Below are 15,489 nucleotides of genomic sequence, written 5' to 3'. Positions count from 1 at the left end.
CAAGGGGGAAACACTATGTACTTGACGCCTCAGCATGTTTTGCTCGCCGGCGCGACCGGATTGACCGGGGAACATCTACTGGACCGGCTGCTGAACGAGCCGACCATCACGCGGGTACTGGCGCCTTCCCGCCGGCCATTGGCCGAACACCCGCATCTGGAAAACCCGGTTGGGGAACCGGCCGAACTGCTGCCACGGCTTGGCGGCCAGGTCGACATCGCCTTCTGCTGCCTCGGCACGACCATCAAGAAAGCCGGCTCCGAATCGGCCTTTCGCTCGGTGGACCTGGACCTGGTGGTGGCCTTCGCCAAACGCGCGCGGGAATTGGGCGCACGGCACCTGGTGGTGATCAGCGCCCTCGGGGCCGACCCGAAATCGTCGATTTTCTACAACCGGGTCAAGGGTGAAATGGAAGCTGCGCTCCGCGCACAGGATTGGCCGCAACTGACCATCTGCCGACCTTCGTTGCTGTTGGGCGACCGGGTTGAACCACGCCTGGCCGAGCAACTGGCCGGCCCGTTGTCCAAGCTGATCCCCGGCAAATACCACGGCATCGAAGCCTGCCAACTGGCCCGGGCCATGTGGCGACTTGCGCTGGAGGAGCAGGATGGGGTGCGGGTAGTGGAGTCGGATGAGTTGCGCAAGCTGGGCAAATGATCATGTGGTGCCTGGCCGGGCGCCTTCGCGAGCAGGCTCGCTCCCACAAGGATCGCATTCAACTCGGCCCTGTGGGAGCGAGCCTGCTCGCGAAGGGCGCAGCACCGATCCAAAGCCAGGTATTCATCGTGGTGTCTATTACATCCCACCGGTCGCTTGAAACCCCACGCCAATCACCGTCAGCAACGACAACGGCAACAACAACGTATCCAGCAGCGCACTCCCCGGCAAATCGAGGCCCGGATAGCTCGGCGCCTCGGCGCCAAAACGGTCCTTGGCGCAGCAACCGCCGTTGAGCGCGTACATGTCCAGCCGCGTCCCCGCATACACCACCGGCGCTCCCGGCTTGGCGGCGTCAAGGGTGCGCGCGGTGGCACAGCCAGTCAGCTGCAGGACCAGCAACACCGCCAGCAGCTTATTCATCGCTGCCCGGATGATGCTCGCCCCAACGTGGCAGCATGTCTTGCGGCAGGTTCAGCAAGTTGAGGATCCGCGCGACCACAAAATCGATCAGGTCGTCGATGGTCTGCGGCTGATGGTAGAAGCCCGGCGAGGCCGGCAGGATGGTCACGCCCATGTTCGACAGCTTGAGCATGTGCTCCAGGTGAATGCTCGAATACGGCGCTTCCCGCGGCACCAGGATCAACTGGCGGCGCTCTTTGAGCGTGACGTCCGCCGCCCGCTCGATCAGGTTGTTGCAGGCCCCCGTGGCGATCGCCGACAGCGTACCGGTGGAACACGGCACCACGACCATCGCCGCCGGCGCGCCGGAGCCCGAAGCCACCGGTGACATCCAGTCTTCCTTGCCATACACACGAATCTGCCCTGCCGCCGCACCGGTGTACTCGGTGAGAAAGGCCTGCATCATCTGCGTCTTGGGTGGCAACGTCACGTCGGTCTCGGTGGCCATCACCAACTGCGCGGCCTTGGAGATGAGGAAGTGCACCTCGCGATCCTCACGCACCAGGCAATCGAGCAGGCGCAAGCCGTACTGGGCGCCGGAAGCGCCGGTCATTGCCAGCGTGATGCGTTCGGGGCCGTTGCTCTCCAAGCGAGTATTCATTTCAGTGCCTCGGCGAGTTTGCCGTGCAGGCCGCCGAAGCCGCCGTTGCTCATGATCACCACATGGGTGCCGGGCTGGGCCTGGCTCTTCACGCGCTCGATGATGCCCTCCAGGGAATCGCTGACAATCGACGGCACCGTGCACAGCGCAGCCGTGGCGCCGAGGTCCCAGCCGAGGTTGGCCGGCGCGTACCAGATCACCTGGTCGGCATCGACCACGCTTTCCGGCAGGCCGTCGCGGTGAGCGCCGAGTTTCATGGAATTGGAGCGCGGCTCGATGATCGCAATCAGCGGCGCATCGCCGATGCGCTTGCGCAGACCGTCGAGGGTGGTGGCAATAGCGGTCGGATGGTGGGCGAAGTCGTCATAAATGGTGATGCCGTTCACCTCGGCAACTTTCTCCATCCGCCGTTTCACACTCTTGAACGCACTCAACGCGGCGATGCCCATGGGCGGCACCACCCCGACGTGCCGGGCCGCCGCCAGCGTGGCCAAGGCGTTGGCGACGTTGTGCTGGCCGGTCATGTCCCATTCGACCACGCCTTGGGACTGTCCTTCGAACATGACTTCGAACGCCGAACCGTCATCCTTGAGTAGCTTGACCTGCCACTGACCGCCCGCACCGGTGGTCTGCACCGGGGTCCAGCAGCCCATTTCAATGACCCGCCGCAAGGCCGGCTCGGTGGTCGGATGGATGACCAGGCCTTCACTTGGGATGGTCCGCACCAAATGGTGGAATTGGCGCTCGATGGCCGGCAGATCAGGGAAGATGTCAGCGTGGTCGAACTCAAGATTGTTGAGGATCGCCGTGCGCGGACGGTAGTGGACGAATTTCGAGCGTTTATCGAAAAACGCGCTGTCGTATTCATCGGCCTCGATCACGAAGAATGGCGTGCCACCGAGGCGCGCCGACACCGAAAAATTCTGCGGCACGCCACCGATCAGGAAACCCGGGCTCATGCCCGCGTGCTCCAGCACCCAGGCGAGCATACTGCTGGTGGTGGTCTTGCCGTGAGTACCGGCGACGGCCAGGACCCAACGGCCCTGCAGCACATGATCGGCCAGCCACTGCGGCCCCGACACGTACGGCAAGCCTTTGTTGAGCACGTATTCCACCGCCGGGTTGCCACGGGACATGGCGTTGCCGATGACCACCAGGTCCGGCGCCGGGTCCAGTTGCGCCGGGTCGTAACCTTGGGTCAGCTCAATGCCCTGAGCCTCCAGCTGTGTGCTCATCGGCGGGTAGACGTTGGCGTCGGAACCCGTCACATGATGGCCCAGTTCCTTGGCCAGGACCGCCATCGAACCCATGAAAGTGCCGCAAATACCGAGAATATGGATGTGCATAGTCGACCTCGTAAACATGGCCGCAGGTTAGCGTAGGGAGGGGGAAATCGCACCTTGTGTTTCGAACTTATCCGCGCCAGAACACCGCAGACTCCTGCTGGAGCACAGGTTTTTGTGGCGAGGGAGCTTGCTCCCGCTGGGCTGCAAAGCAGCTCCAAGCTTCCTTCACTCTGAAACCAAAGGCGACTGCTGCGCAGCCGAGCGGGAGCAAGCTCCCTCGCCACAAAAGCAGTCCGTAGCTCAGCGGGCAATCGCGTGTTTGCGCAGCTTGCGGTAGAGGGTATTGCGGCTAATCCCCAGCTGTTCGGCGGTGTGGGTCATGTGCCAACGCTGACGTTCCAGCGCATCGAGCAACGCCAGGCGCTCGGCATCTTCCAACGGATGCTCGGTCGGGGTTTCGGTCCCCGCAACCGGGCGTTGGCGAATCATCGCCGGCAGATCCTCCAGCCCAATCCGCCCGCCGTGGCACAACGCCGCAAGAGTCCGCAGCACATTGCGCAACTGCCGCACGTTGCCCGGCCAGTCGAACGCCAGCAGCGCCTGGCGCGCCGGTTCGTCGATGGACACGGTCTCGGCGCCGCTCTCCTCGGCCAGAAGGAAATCCAGCAGTTGTGATTTGTCGCTGCGCTTGCGCAATGCCGGAAGTGGGATTTCCAGGCCGTTGAGGCGGTAGTACAAATCCTCGCGAAAACTGCCGTCGGCCACGCGGTCGAGTAATTGCCGGTGAGTGGCGCTGATGATGCGCACGTTCACCGCCTCGGGCTCGCCGCCGATGGGCACCACCTGGCGATCTTCCAGTACGCGCAGCAAACGGGTCTGCAAGGCCAGGGGCATGTCGCCGATTTCATCGAGAAACAGCGTGCCACCGTCGGCCTGTTGCAGTTTGCCACGCATGCCTTCCTTGCGCGCGCCGGTGAAACTGCCGCCGCGATAACCAAACAACTCGCTCTCGATCAGGCTTTCCGGAATCGCGGCGCAATTGAGCGCGACGAAGTTTTTCCCGGCGCGCTGGCTGGCGTGGTGCACGGCCTTGGCAAACGCCTCCTTGCCGGAACCGGTTTCGCCCTGGATCAGCAGCGGCACATCGCGCTCGAACACCCGCAAAGCCTTGCGAAAATGTTCCTGCAACGCCGCGTCCCCCAGGCAGATGCCCGGCAGACGGGCGGGTTCGACAGCCTTGAGCGCAGGCGCGACCGCAGCCGGCACGCTACGAGCTTGCCCACGCAGGACCGCGAACAAGTGCCGACCGTCACGGGTGCGCAGCGGCCAACTGGCACTGGCCTGGGCGCTGGCCCGGCCCAGTAACTCATCCAGCGAACAGTCGAAGAAGTCCTCGACCCGCTGGCCGAGCAAGCCACCGCGAAGGTGCCCGAGCAGGTTCAGCGCGCTCTGGTTGACTGCACAGATGCGTCCTTCGCCGTCGAACGCCATAAGCCCTTCGCTGAACAACCCCACGGACTCGGCCTGCAGATGAAAGCGCAGCAGCCATTGATTATCGAAACAACGAAGGAAATAACAGCTCTCGATCATCTTCGCCGAGAGATTGACCAGGGCCATGGTGTGAAACTGGCTCTGGCGCGATACGTCCGGCCGCGCCGAGGACACGTCGAGCACCGCCAGCAGCTCGCCATGAGGGTCGAACACCGGGCTCGCCGAGCAGGTCAGGCCGGTGTGGCGGCCGCGAAAATGTTCTTCCTGGTGGATGGTCAGGGCCTGGCGTTCCACCAGGCAGGTACCGATCCCGTTGGTGCCTTCACAGGCTTCGCTCCAGTCGGCGCCGAGCCAGAGGCCGGCCCGTTCGAAAATCTTCCGTTCGCTGGGGGCGGTGACGCAATTGAGGATCACACCCCGGGCATCGGTCAACAGCACCGCATGGCCGGCGCCGGACAATTGCTGGTGCAAGCTGGTCATCTCGGTACCGGCGATATGCAGAACCTGCTGCAGGCGCTCGCGACTTTCCAGCAACCGGCCATGCTCGAGCACGGTCGGCGCCAGGTTCTGCGCCGGGTCGAGGTGATAGTCCTCGAGGCAGCGCAGCCAGGAACGGGCAATCGACGGATCGCTGCCAGGCCCCTGCAAATGGGCCTTGCCCTGGGTGACCGTGAGGACTTGCCGGGCATGGCGACTCAAATGGTTGCTGTGCATTTCTTATTGTTCTCCCGAAGGACCCTTTGGACCTGCCAACACCTTACCCGTGGCGAGGGAGCTTGCTCCCGCTGGGCTGCGCAGCAGACCCAAAACCTGAGCACGCGGTGCATCAGGCTGACCGAGTTGGCTTTGGGGGGACTGCTTCGCGGTCCAGCGGGAGCAAGCTCCCTCGCCACGAAAAGCGGTCCGTCCATAGACTTGGCTTCAACGCCAGCATCCTCCAGCCCAACCACCTTTGCAATGCTGGCGCGACCTGCCAGTCACAGACTGTCTCGCCGATGGCACAAACTGTCACACCCGCCGTATCGCAACCGTGACACAGCCCCTCCGTTTGTCCGACCAGCTCCTCCCAAAGTCTTGATTTCCGGGCCCCACAAGGCAATGGCCCGACCTTTGCTCTAGGCTTGAGTACCAGCGCGTTTTTTGCGCGGCTCCCTAATAAGCACAAAAGCCAAGGAGAACTCATCATGCGTTACGCTCACCCCGGTACTGAAGGCGCTATCGTTTCGTTCAAGGCCAAATACGGTAACTACATCGGCGGCGAGTTCGTCGCGCCTGTCAAAGGTCAGTACTTCACCAACACTTCCCCGGTCAATGGCCAGCCCATTGCAGAATTTCCGCGTTCCACCGCCGAAGACATCGACAAAGCCCTCGACGCTGCCCACGCGGCCGCTGATGCCTGGGGCGCCACGTCGGTCCAGGCGCGTTCGCTGATCCTGCTGAAAATCGCCGACCGCATCGAACAGAACCTCGAAACCCTGGCGATCACCGAATCCTGGGACAACGGCAAGGCCGTGCGTGAAACCCTCAACGCCGACATCCCCCTGGCCGCCGACCACTTCCGCTACTTCGCCGGTTGCCTGCGGGCCCAGGAAGGCGCCGCCGCCGAGATCGACGGCAACACCGTGGCCTATCACATCCATGAACCGCTGGGCGTGGTCGGGCAGATCATCCCGTGGAACTTCCCGCTGTTGATGGCCGCCTGGAAGCTCGCGCCAGCCCTGGCCGCCGGCAACTGCGTGGTGCTCAAGCCCGCCGAACAGACCCCGCTGGGCATCTGCGTGCTCATGGAGCTGATCGGCGACCTGCTGCCGCCGGGCGTGCTGAACGTTGTGCAAGGTTTCGGCAAGGAAGCCGGCGAAGCCCTCGCCACCAGCAAACGCATCGCCAAGATTGCCTTCACCGGCTCGACACCGGTCGGCTCGCACATCATGAAATGCGCCGCCGAAAACATCATCCCGTCCACCGTGGAACTGGGCGGCAAGTCGCCGAACATCTTCTTCGAAGACATCATGCAGGCCGAGCCGAGCTTCATCGAAAAAGCCGCCGAGGGCCTGGTGCTGGCGTTCTTCAACCAGGGTGAAGTCTGCACCTGCCCATCCCGGGCGCTGGTGCAAGAGTCGATCTACGACGAATTCATGCAAGTGGTGATGAAGAAAATCCAGCAGATCAAGCGCGGCGACCCGCTGGACACCGACACCATGGTCGGCGCCCAGGCGTCCGAGCAGCAATTCGACAAGATCCTGTCTTACCTGGAAATCGCCAGGGGCGAAGGCGCCGAGCTGCTGACCGGCGGCAAGGTGGAAAAACTCGAAGGCAACCTGGCCAGTGGTTATTACATCCAGCCGACCCTGCTCAAGGGCACCAACAAGATGCGCGTGTTCCAGGAAGAAATCTTCGGCCCGGTGGTGAGCATCACCACCTTCAAGGACGAAGCCGAAGCCCTGGCGATCGCCAACGACACCGAGTTCGGCCTCGGCGCCGGCCTCTGGACCCGCGACATCAACCGCGCCTACCGCATGGGCCGGGCGATCAAGGCGGGTCGCGTCTGGACCAACTGCTACCACCTGTACCCGGCGCATGCCGCATTTGGCGGCTACAAGAAGTCCGGCGTGGGGCGTGAGACGCACAAGATGATGCTCGACCATTACCAGCAAACCAAGAATCTGCTGGTGAGCTACGACATCAATCCGTTGGGGTTCTTCTAAGCCAGAGAGGGCGAGACAGGCTTTCCTGCTTCGCCCTCTGGATTGCTTTCGCGAGCAGGCTCGCTCCCACAGGGATCTGTGGATAACTCTTTTTTGGGTTGGCATAGATCCACTGTGGGAGCGAGCCTGCTCGCGAAGGCGGCGGTCCAGCTTGCATCCATGCTGCATGCAACACACCGGTTCCAAGAGCAGCCCCGCTCCAACAGGGCCAAAAAACAATAAAAACAGGTAAACCCTTATGCCAAGCGATCATGCAAACCCGCAACCGGCAACGTCCTCGGTCGACTTTGAAAAAGTCGGCTCCGAATATTTCCAACAACGCGAGCTGAAAAAAGGCGCGGCAGGCTGGGTCCTGCTGGTGGGGCTGGGGGTGGCGTATGTCATCTCCGGCGACTACGCCGGCTGGAACTTCGGCCTGGCCCAGGGCGGTTGGGGCGGGATGTTCCTCGCCACGCTGCTGATGGCCGCGATGTACCTGTGCATGTGTTTTTCCCTCGCCGAACTGTCCTCGATGATCCCCACCGCTGGCGGCGGCTACGGCTTTGCCCGCAGCGCATTCGGGCCTTGGGGCGGATTTCTCACCGGCACGGCGATTCTCATCGAATACGCCATCGCCCCGGCGGCGATTGCCGTGTTCATCGGTGCTTATTGCCAATCGCTGTTCGGGATTGGCGGCTGGATGATCTACCTGGCGTTCTACATCATGTTCATCGCCATCCACATATTCGGGGTCGGCGAAGCCCTCAAGCTGATGTTCATCATCACTGCTGTCGCCGCCTTGGCGCTGGGGGTTTTTCTGGTGGCGATGGTGCCGCACTTCAACGTCGCCAACCTGCTGGACATCCCGGTCACCGAGGCCAAGGGCGCCAGCCCGTTCTTGCCCTTCGGCTACGTCGGCGTCTGGGCGGCGATTCCTTACGCGATCTGGTTTTTCCTCGCCGTCGAGGGCGTGCCACTGGCCGCTGAAGAAACCAAGAACCCCAAGCGCGACCTGCCACGCGGCCTGATTGGCGCCATGCTGGTGCTGGTGGCGTTCGCCCTGCTGATCCTGGTGATCGGCCCCGGCGGCGCAGGCTCCAACGCGCTGATGGCGTCCGGCAACCCACTGGTGGAAGCCCTGGCCAAGGCCTATGGTGGCTCGACCTGGATGGGCAGCTTCGTCAACCTCGTCGGCCTGGCCGGTCTGATCGCCAGTTTCTTCTCGATTATTTACGCCTACTCGCGGCAAATCTTCGCCTTGTCCCGCGCCGGCTACCTGCCGCGCAAACTCTCGGAAACCAATAAAAGCAAAGCACCGGTGTTGGCGCTGGTGATTCCCGGCATCATCGGTTTCGGCCTGTCCCTGACTGGCCAGGGCGACCTGCTGATTCTGGTGGCGGTGTTCGGCGCGACCATTTCCTACGTGCTGATGATGGCCGCGCACATCACCCTGCGCATCCGCCGCCCCAAAATGGACCGGCCGTACCGCACGCCGGGCGGCATCTTCACCTCGGGCGTGGCGCTGGTATTGGCTTGCATCGCCGTAGTGGCGGGCTTCCTGGTGGACCCACGAGTGGTGATCGGCGCCGCGATCATCTATGGAGTGTTAATTGCTTACTTTGCTTTCTACAGTCGGCATCACTTGGTAGCAGGCACGCCCGAAGAGGAATTCGCGGCCATTCAAAAAGCCGAAGAAGCCCTGCACTAAGCCGTAACGTGCCGAAAACCACGGCGCCGCCCAGCGGCGCCGTCACGGAGAACCTGTATGGCCAGCTTTGCACACACGGTCGGCGCCCAGACCTACCGCTTCGACAGCCTCAAAGACCTGATGGCCAAGGCCAGCCCGGCGCGTTCCGGGGATTTCCTGGCCGAGATCGCCGCGCTCAACGATGGCGAGAGGGTGGCCGCGCAAATGGCCTTGGCCGACTTGCCACTTAGTCATTTCCTGCAGGAAATGCTGATTCCCTACGAGGCCGACGAGGTCACCCGGCTGATCGTCGACACCCATGACAAACAAGCCTTCGCCGCCGTCAGCCACCTCACGGTCGGCGGCTTTCGCGACTGGCTCCTTAGCGACGCCGCCGACGAACACAGCCTGCGGGCGCTGGCTCCCGGGCTGACGCCGGAAATGGTCGCCGCCGTCTCGAAGATCATGCGCGTGCAGGACCTGGTACTGGTTGCACAGAAAATCCGCGTGGTCACCAAGTTCCGCGGCACCCTTGGCCTGCGCGGGCGCCTGTCCACTCGCCTGCAACCGAACCATCCGACCGACGAACCCGCCGGCATCGCCGCAAGCATCCTCGACGGCCTGCTCTTCGGCAATGGCGACGCCATGATCGGCATCAACCCGGCCACCGACAGCACGGCCTCGATCTGCGCGATGCTGGAAATGCTCGACGCCATCATCCAGCGCTACGACATCCCGACCCAAGGCTGCGTGCTGACCCACGTCACCACCTCCATCGAGGCGGCAAACCGCGGCGTGCCGCTGGATCTGGTGTTCCAGTCCATCGCCGGCACCGAAGCGGCCAACGCCAGTTTCGGCATCAGCCTGAGCCTGTTAAAAGAAGGCTACGACGCCGGGCTCAGCCTGAAGCGTGGCACCCTCGGCAACAACCTGATGTATTTCGAAACCGGCCAGGGCAGCGCGCTGTCGGCCAACGCCCACCACGGTGTCGATCAACAGACCTGCGAGACCCGAGCCTACGCCGTGGCGCGCCATTTCAACCCGTTCCTGGTGAACACGGTGGTCGGCTTCATCGGCCCGGAATACCTGTACAACGGCAAACAGATCATCCGCGCCGGCCTCGAAGACCATTTCTGCGGCAAGCTCCTGGGCGTGCCGATGGGTTGTGACATCTGCTACACCAACCACGCCGAAGCCGACCAGGACGACATGGACACCCTGCTGACCCTGCTGGGCGTGGCCGGGATCAACTTCATCATGGGCATCCCCGGCTCCGACGACATCATGCTCAACTACCAGACCACCTCGTTCCACGACGCCCTCTACGCCCGCCAGACCCTGGGCCTGAAACCGGCGCCGGAATTCGAGCAATGGCTGGCGAACATGGGCATCTTCACCCAGGCCGATGGTCGGGTGCGGTTCGGTGACAACCTGCCGCCGGCGTTTCGTCACGCCTTGGCGCATTTGGGATGAGCTGCATTTATGAGTGAGTTGCCCATGGATAAAAAACCTGTCGATCCACAAAACCCCTGGCTGAATCTGCGCAACCTGACCCCGGCACGCATCGCCCTGGGCCGCACCGGCACCAGCCTGCCGACCTCGGCGCAACTGGATTTCCAGTTCGCCCACGCCCAGGCCCGCGACGCCGTGCACCTGGCGTTCGATCACCAGGGCATCCGTGCACAACTCACGGAGCGCGGCCGCGAAAGCCTGCTGCTTCACAGCGCGGCGGCAGATCGAAACAGCTATCTGCAGCGTCCGGACCTGGGTCGACGGCTCGACGATGCTTCCGTACAGATCCTGCAGGACTACGCGGCGGCCCACCCGGGCGGCGTGGATTTGGCTATCGTGGTGGCTGACGGCCTGTCGGCGCTGGCGGTGCATCGCCATACGCTGCCGTTCCTGGCGCGACTGGAAGAACAGATCACCGCTGAAGGCTGGTCTGTGTCGCCAATCGTTTTGGTAGAACAAGGCCGGGTGGCCGTGGCCGATGAAGTGGCCGAACGGCTCGGCGCCAAGATGTCGGTGATCCTGATCGGCGAACGCCCCGGCCTCAGCTCCCCCGACAGCCTGGGACTTTATTTCACCTACGCCCCCAAGGTTGGCCTGAACGACGCCTATCGCAACTGCATCTCCAATGTCCGCCTCGAAGGCCTGAGCTACGGCATGGCGGCGCATCGCCTGATCTACCTGATGCGCGAGGCCTGTCGCCGGCAGCTTTCGGGGGTCAACCTGAAGGACGAAGCCCAGGTTCACACTCTAGAGGCGGAAAACGGTGCCGATATGAAAGGTAATTTCCTACTGGCGCCGCCCCCAAGCTGATCCGTTTGGCCAATTGCGTTTTTGATCCGCTTTCAGGCAGCATCTTGGCACGGTAGTCCGCCGTTGTTGTCGGACGCCATGTCGACCCTTGCAGACGAGACCTACCATGCGGATTATCCAAGCGACGCTGGAACACCTGGACCTGCTGACCCCATTGTTCGTCAAATACCGGGAGTTCTATGGCTCGCTGCCCTATCCGGACTCGTCCCGGGCGTTCCTCGAAAAACGCCTGCGCCGCAAGGAATCGGTGATCTACCTGGCCCTGCCGGATGACGACGACAGCCGGTTGCTGGGGTTCTGCCAGCTCTACCCAAGCTATTCGTCGCTGTCGCTCAAGCGCGTATGGATCCTCAACGACATCTACGTCGCCGAAGACGCCCGCCGCCAGCTCGTCGCCGACAACCTGATCCGCACCGCAAAAAAAATGGCCAAGGAAACCAACGCCGTGCGCATGCGCGTCTCCACCAGCAGCAACAACGACGTGGCGCAGAAAACCTACGAATCGATTGGCTTCAAGGAAGACACCGAGTTCAAGAACTACGTGTTGCCGATCAGCGAAGGGCTTTGATCCCTCTGGGCTGCCCGCAACAACCCTGGCCTGAGGCCTGACTCAGCCCCCCGTGGCGAGGGAGCTTGCTCCCGCTGGGCTGCGCAGCAGCCCCAATCCAACTGACACAGCACGCCCGTCCTGTGGCGAGGGGATTTATCCCCGCTGGAGCGCGAAGCGGTCCCGACAGCAGGCAACTCGGTTAACCTGGTGACCGCGTGCTCAGGTTTTAGGGCTGCTGCGCAACCCAGCGGGGATAAATCCCCTCGCCACAGGTACTCAATCTCGTCACAAGCTGTTCGCCAGTCTCGAAATCCCCAGCTACAAACTCCCCCCGCTCATCACCCTCCACCCCGTATAATTCCGATCTTCCCGGCTTGTAAGAAAAAGCTGCACACGCTGTAGTCTTACTCCAAGCCAGCCCCACCAGCCCGCAGAGCCGGGCCGCCACCAAGGTGTCATTCATGGACTTCAACCCACTCGACCTCATTCTGCATCTCGACGTCTACCTCGACATGCTGGTGACCAACTACGGGACGTGGATCTACGCCATCCTGTTCCTGGTGATCTTCTGTGAAACCGGCCTGGTGGTGATGCCGTTCCTGCCAGGCGATTCCCTGTTGTTCATCGCCGGCGCGGTGGCAGCCGGTGGCGCCATGGACCCGCTGCTGCTAGGAGGGCTGTTGATGCTCGCGGCGATCCTCGGCGACAGCACCAACTACCTCATTGGTCGCACCGCCGGCGAGAAGCTGTTCAGCAACCCGAACTCGAAAATCTTCCGCCGCGACTACTTGCAACAGACCCACGACTTCTACGACAAACACGGCGGCAAGACCGTGACCCTGGCGCGCTTCCTGCCGATCATCCGCACCTTCGCGCCCTTCGTCGCCGGCGTCGGCAGAATGCCCTACCCGCGTTTCTTCGGCTTCAGCGTCCTCGGCACTGTGCTCTGGGTCGGTGGCCTGGTGACCCTCGGCTACTTCTTCGGCAACGTGCCCTTCATCAAGCAGAACCTGTCGCTGCTGGTAGTGGGCATCATCCTGCTATCGCTGCTGCCGATGATCATCGGCCTGGTACGCAGCAAAATGAGCCAGCGCGGCTCGAAAGCCGAGACGCGCTGATCGGCCATGTGGTCTCTCAGCACCTGGCGTCGCCGCCGCACCCTGGCCAAACACCCCGTTGCCGACGAAACCTGGCAGCGGGTGCGCCATCAACTGAGCTTTCTCGACGGTATCAGTGCCGAGGAAGACCGATGGCTGCGTGACGCCAGCGTGCTGTTCCTGCACGACAAACACCTCACCGCCCTGCCGGGCGTCGAACTGCACCAGGAACAACGCCTGTTGCTTGCCGCCCAGGCGCAACTGCCGCTGATGCACCTCGGCGAGTTGAACTGGTACCAGGGCTTCCACGAAATCGTTCTCTACCCGGACGACTTCCTCAGCCCCCAGCGCTACCGCGACGCCAGCGGCATCGAACACGAGTGGGACGGCGAACACAGCGGCGAAGCCTGGCCCCAGGGCCCGATCATCCTGGCCTGGGACGGCGTGATGGCGAGCGGCGGCTGGGAAGGCTACAACCTGGTGATCCACGAACTGGCGCACAAACTCGACATGCTCAACGGCGACGCCAACGGCCTGCCGCCGCTGCACGCCGACATGCGCGTCAGCGACTGGGCGCAAGCCATGCAAGAGGCCTTCGACGATCTCAACCGCCAACTGGACCTGAACCCCGACGCAGAAACCGCCATCGACCCCTACGCGGCGGAAAACCCGGCAGAGTTCTTCGCCGTCACCAGCGAGTATTTCTTCAGCGCCCCGGACCTGCTGCATCAGGCCTACCCAAAGGTGTACGAACAGCTCAAGGCGTTCTACCGCCAGGACCCGTTGGCCCGGCTGCGGCAACTTCAGGCCGAAGATCCGGTCTATCAGGCGTCATACTAAGGTCTCTAAGACCCTGGTAACGTGGCATCAGCGGCCGAATATGCCTATAATCGCCGCCACTTTTTGGTCAATCCGACCAGTCATCTGGTCAACTAACGGGGGCACCGCCCAATGAGCTACAGCAAGATTCCGGCTGGCAAAGACCTGCCGAACGACATCTACGTCGCAATCGAAATCCCGGCCAACCACGCCCCGATCAAATACGAAATCGACAAAGACAGCGATTGCCTGTTCGTTGACCGTTTCATGGCCACCCCGATGTTCTACCCGGCCAACTACGGTTACATCCCCAACACCCTGGCCGACGACGGCGACCCCCTCGACGTACTGGTCGTGACCCCTTACCCGGTTGCGCCAGGCTCGGTCATCCGCGCCCGTCCTGTCGGCATCCTGAACATGACCGACGACGGCGGCGGCGATGCCAAAGTCATCGCAGTACCACACGACAAACTGTCGCAACTGTATGTCGACGTGAAGGAATACACCGACCTGCCAGCCCTGCTGATCCAGCAGATCGAACACTTCTTCGAGAACTACAAAGACCTCGAAAAAGGCAAGTGGGTCAAGATCGAAGGCTGGGCCGGCGCCGACGCCGCCCACGAAGCGATCACCAAGTCGGTTGCCGCCTACAAGGGCTGAAACTGCAAGTAAAAGAACCCCGGTATGCACCGGGGTTTTTTTATGCCTTAATGCCGCTTAATACGTGAAAGTATTAACATGGCCACCCAATTGTTTATTTATGTTTAACTTGCCTAGTTACATTCAGGCAAACGGAAAGATCATCTTATAAATCGGAACGACATGTTTATTGCTGAAAACACAGTCGGTCCTAAACTTTCCGTTTATGAAAATCATATCCAGCGGCGATCGCTTCAGAGCCCTTCTCAAAGAAGCCAACATCCGATCTGTCGACTTCGCCAGGCTTTACGGCGTGAAGTCGCAGCACGTAAACAACTGGTTCAACCGCGGCATCCCGCCGGGGCGCATCCACAACATTGCCCGCATGCTGACCGTCAGCCCTGAATGGCTCGCCAGCGGTGAAGGCCCGCAAACCCCGTTGGGGCTCGGCCCGGGCATCACCTACGACGCCGCGGAAACCCAGGGCGTCTACAGCGTGCCGGAAACCCTCGACATCGAACTGCCCTTCCACAAGGAAGCGCCCATCGCCCCCGGCGAAACCACAACGCACATCATCGAAGACCCCGACCAGTCCATCCGTCTGCCCCGCAGCCACCTCGAATCCCTCGACATCAACCCCAACGACGTCATTTGCATCACCATGGTCGGCGACAGCATGGCCGAACGCATCGAAGACGGTTCCACAGTCGCCATCGACCGCGGCCTGACCCAAGTCGTCGACGGCCAGATCTACGCCCTCGAACACGACGGCATGCTCCGCATCAAATACCTGCACCGCATCCCCGGCAACCGACTGCGCCTGCGCAGCCAGAACAGCGCCGCCTACCCCGACGAAGTCTTCAGCGCCGAACAGATCGAAGCCCAGCACATCCGCGTGATCGGCTGGGTCTTCTGGTGGTCCACCCTCTCGAAAAAACGACCGCAGGTGTTCGATTGATTCATGCGGCTCCTACCAACACAGCTCCCCCGTGGCGAAGGAGCTTGCTCCCGCTGGGCTGCGCAGCAGCCCCTGCTTTTTACCTGCATTCCGCTAACCCAATGATTCCACACCACTTACCACTGGGATTCCGAAGCAAACCCGCGTATCCTGCGCCCCACATTTGCGAGCCCACGCCTCGCACTGACAAGGCAGATCACTTTCTGACCAAGTCCCACAGCCGGCCGCAAGAGCCG

General features: G+C 62.2%; 14 protein-coding genes. 10 read left to right on the top strand and 4 right to left on the bottom strand.

Features of this window, described 5'->3' with window-relative positions; translation table 11 throughout:
• Positions 1 to 15 precede the first annotated feature (15 nt).
• Positions 16 to 657 (top strand): oxidoreductase, encoded by a 642-nt coding sequence (locus J3P84_RS03860; protein WP_434627937.1) that lies wholly within the window; start codon positions 16 to 18, stop codon positions 655 to 657.
• 138 nt (positions 658 to 795) lie between these two features.
• On the opposite strand, the gene J3P84_RS03855 is transcribed toward J3P84_RS03860, so the two are convergent.
• From J3P84_RS03855 to J3P84_RS03840, 4 genes are all read right to left on the bottom strand, one after another.
• Entirely contained in the window at positions 796 to 1,080 is a 285-nt protein-coding gene (locus J3P84_RS03855) for a YceK/YidQ family lipoprotein (protein WP_434571586.1), read from the bottom strand.
• Entirely contained in the window at positions 1,073 to 1,720 is a 648-nt protein-coding gene (ubiX, locus tag J3P84_RS03850; RefSeq protein ID WP_305498563.1) for a flavin prenyltransferase UbiX, read from the bottom strand. The genes J3P84_RS03855 and ubiX overlap by 8 nt, the downstream gene beginning before the upstream one ends.
• Complete coding sequence (mpl, locus tag J3P84_RS03845; RefSeq protein WP_434627933.1) at positions 1,717 to 3,066, bottom strand: UDP-N-acetylmuramate:L-alanyl-gamma-D-glutamyl-meso-diaminopimelate ligase; 1,350 nt, start codon at positions 3,064 to 3,066, stop codon at positions 1,717 to 1,719. Before mpl ends, ubiX begins: the two co-directional genes overlap by 4 nt.
• A gap of 240 nt (positions 3,067 to 3,306) precedes the next feature.
• A complete protein-coding gene (locus J3P84_RS03840) occupies positions 3,307 to 5,211 on the bottom strand; it encodes a sigma-54-dependent Fis family transcriptional regulator (RefSeq protein WP_434627930.1) in 1,905 nt (634 codons plus the stop codon).
• Between the two features lie 470 nt (positions 5,212 to 5,681).
• On the opposite strand from J3P84_RS03840, the gene exaC reads away from it, so the two are divergent.
• The 9 genes from exaC (at position 5,682) to J3P84_RS03795 (ending at position 15,253) form a co-directional block, all read left to right on the top strand.
• Entirely contained in the window at positions 5,682 to 7,202 is a 1,521-nt protein-coding gene (gene exaC / locus J3P84_RS03835) for an acetaldehyde dehydrogenase ExaC (protein ID WP_305498559.1), read from the top strand.
• Between the two features lie 238 nt (positions 7,203 to 7,440).
• Entirely contained in the window at positions 7,441 to 8,889 is a 1,449-nt protein-coding gene (gene eat / locus J3P84_RS03830; RefSeq protein WP_434627927.1) for an ethanolamine permease, read from the top strand.
• 57 nt (positions 8,890 to 8,946) lie between these two features.
• On the top strand, positions 8,947 to 10,341 hold the full coding sequence (locus J3P84_RS03825; RefSeq protein ID WP_434627924.1) for an ethanolamine ammonia-lyase subunit EutB: 1,395 nt from the start codon (positions 8,947 to 8,949) through the stop codon (positions 10,339 to 10,341).
• A 24-nt stretch (positions 10,342 to 10,365) separates the two neighbouring features.
• Positions 10,366 to 11,190, top strand: coding sequence for an ethanolamine ammonia-lyase subunit EutC (gene eutC, locus J3P84_RS03820; protein WP_434627921.1), 825 nt, complete (start codon positions 10,366 to 10,368; stop codon positions 11,188 to 11,190).
• A gap of 106 nt (positions 11,191 to 11,296) precedes the next feature.
• The gene (locus J3P84_RS03815; RefSeq protein ID WP_186641436.1) at positions 11,297 to 11,758 is read left to right on the top strand and encodes a GNAT family N-acetyltransferase; all 462 of its coding nucleotides are present in this window, start codon (positions 11,297 to 11,299) and stop codon (positions 11,756 to 11,758) included.
• Between the two features lie 443 nt (positions 11,759 to 12,201).
• Positions 12,202 to 12,858, top strand: coding sequence for a DedA family protein (locus J3P84_RS03810; RefSeq protein WP_305498554.1), 657 nt, complete (start codon positions 12,202 to 12,204; stop codon positions 12,856 to 12,858).
• 6 nt (positions 12,859 to 12,864) lie between these two features.
• Positions 12,865 to 13,677 carry a zinc-dependent peptidase gene (locus J3P84_RS03805; RefSeq protein WP_434571575.1) on the top strand — a complete coding sequence of 271 codons (813 nt, stop codon included), beginning with the start codon at positions 12,865 to 12,867 and terminating at the stop codon, positions 13,675 to 13,677.
• Positions 13,678 to 13,788: 111 nt separating this feature from the next.
• Positions 13,789 to 14,316 carry an inorganic diphosphatase gene (gene ppa / locus J3P84_RS03800; RefSeq protein WP_434627916.1) on the top strand — a complete coding sequence of 176 codons (528 nt, stop codon included), beginning with the start codon at positions 13,789 to 13,791 and terminating at the stop codon, positions 14,314 to 14,316.
• A 205-nt stretch (positions 14,317 to 14,521) separates the two neighbouring features.
• Positions 14,522 to 15,253 (top strand): LexA family transcriptional regulator, encoded by a 732-nt coding sequence (locus J3P84_RS03795; protein ID WP_434601930.1) that lies wholly within the window; start codon positions 14,522 to 14,524, stop codon positions 15,251 to 15,253.
• Positions 15,254 to 15,489: the final 236 nt, after the last annotated feature.

The sequence above is a fragment of the Pseudomonas sp. Z1-29 genome (assembly GCF_051131995.1).
Classification (GTDB): Bacteria; Pseudomonadota; Gammaproteobacteria; order Pseudomonadales; family Pseudomonadaceae; genus Aquipseudomonas.
The sequence above is the reverse complement of the archived record's forward strand: the minus strand, read 5'-3'. Positions and strand labels throughout refer to the sequence as shown.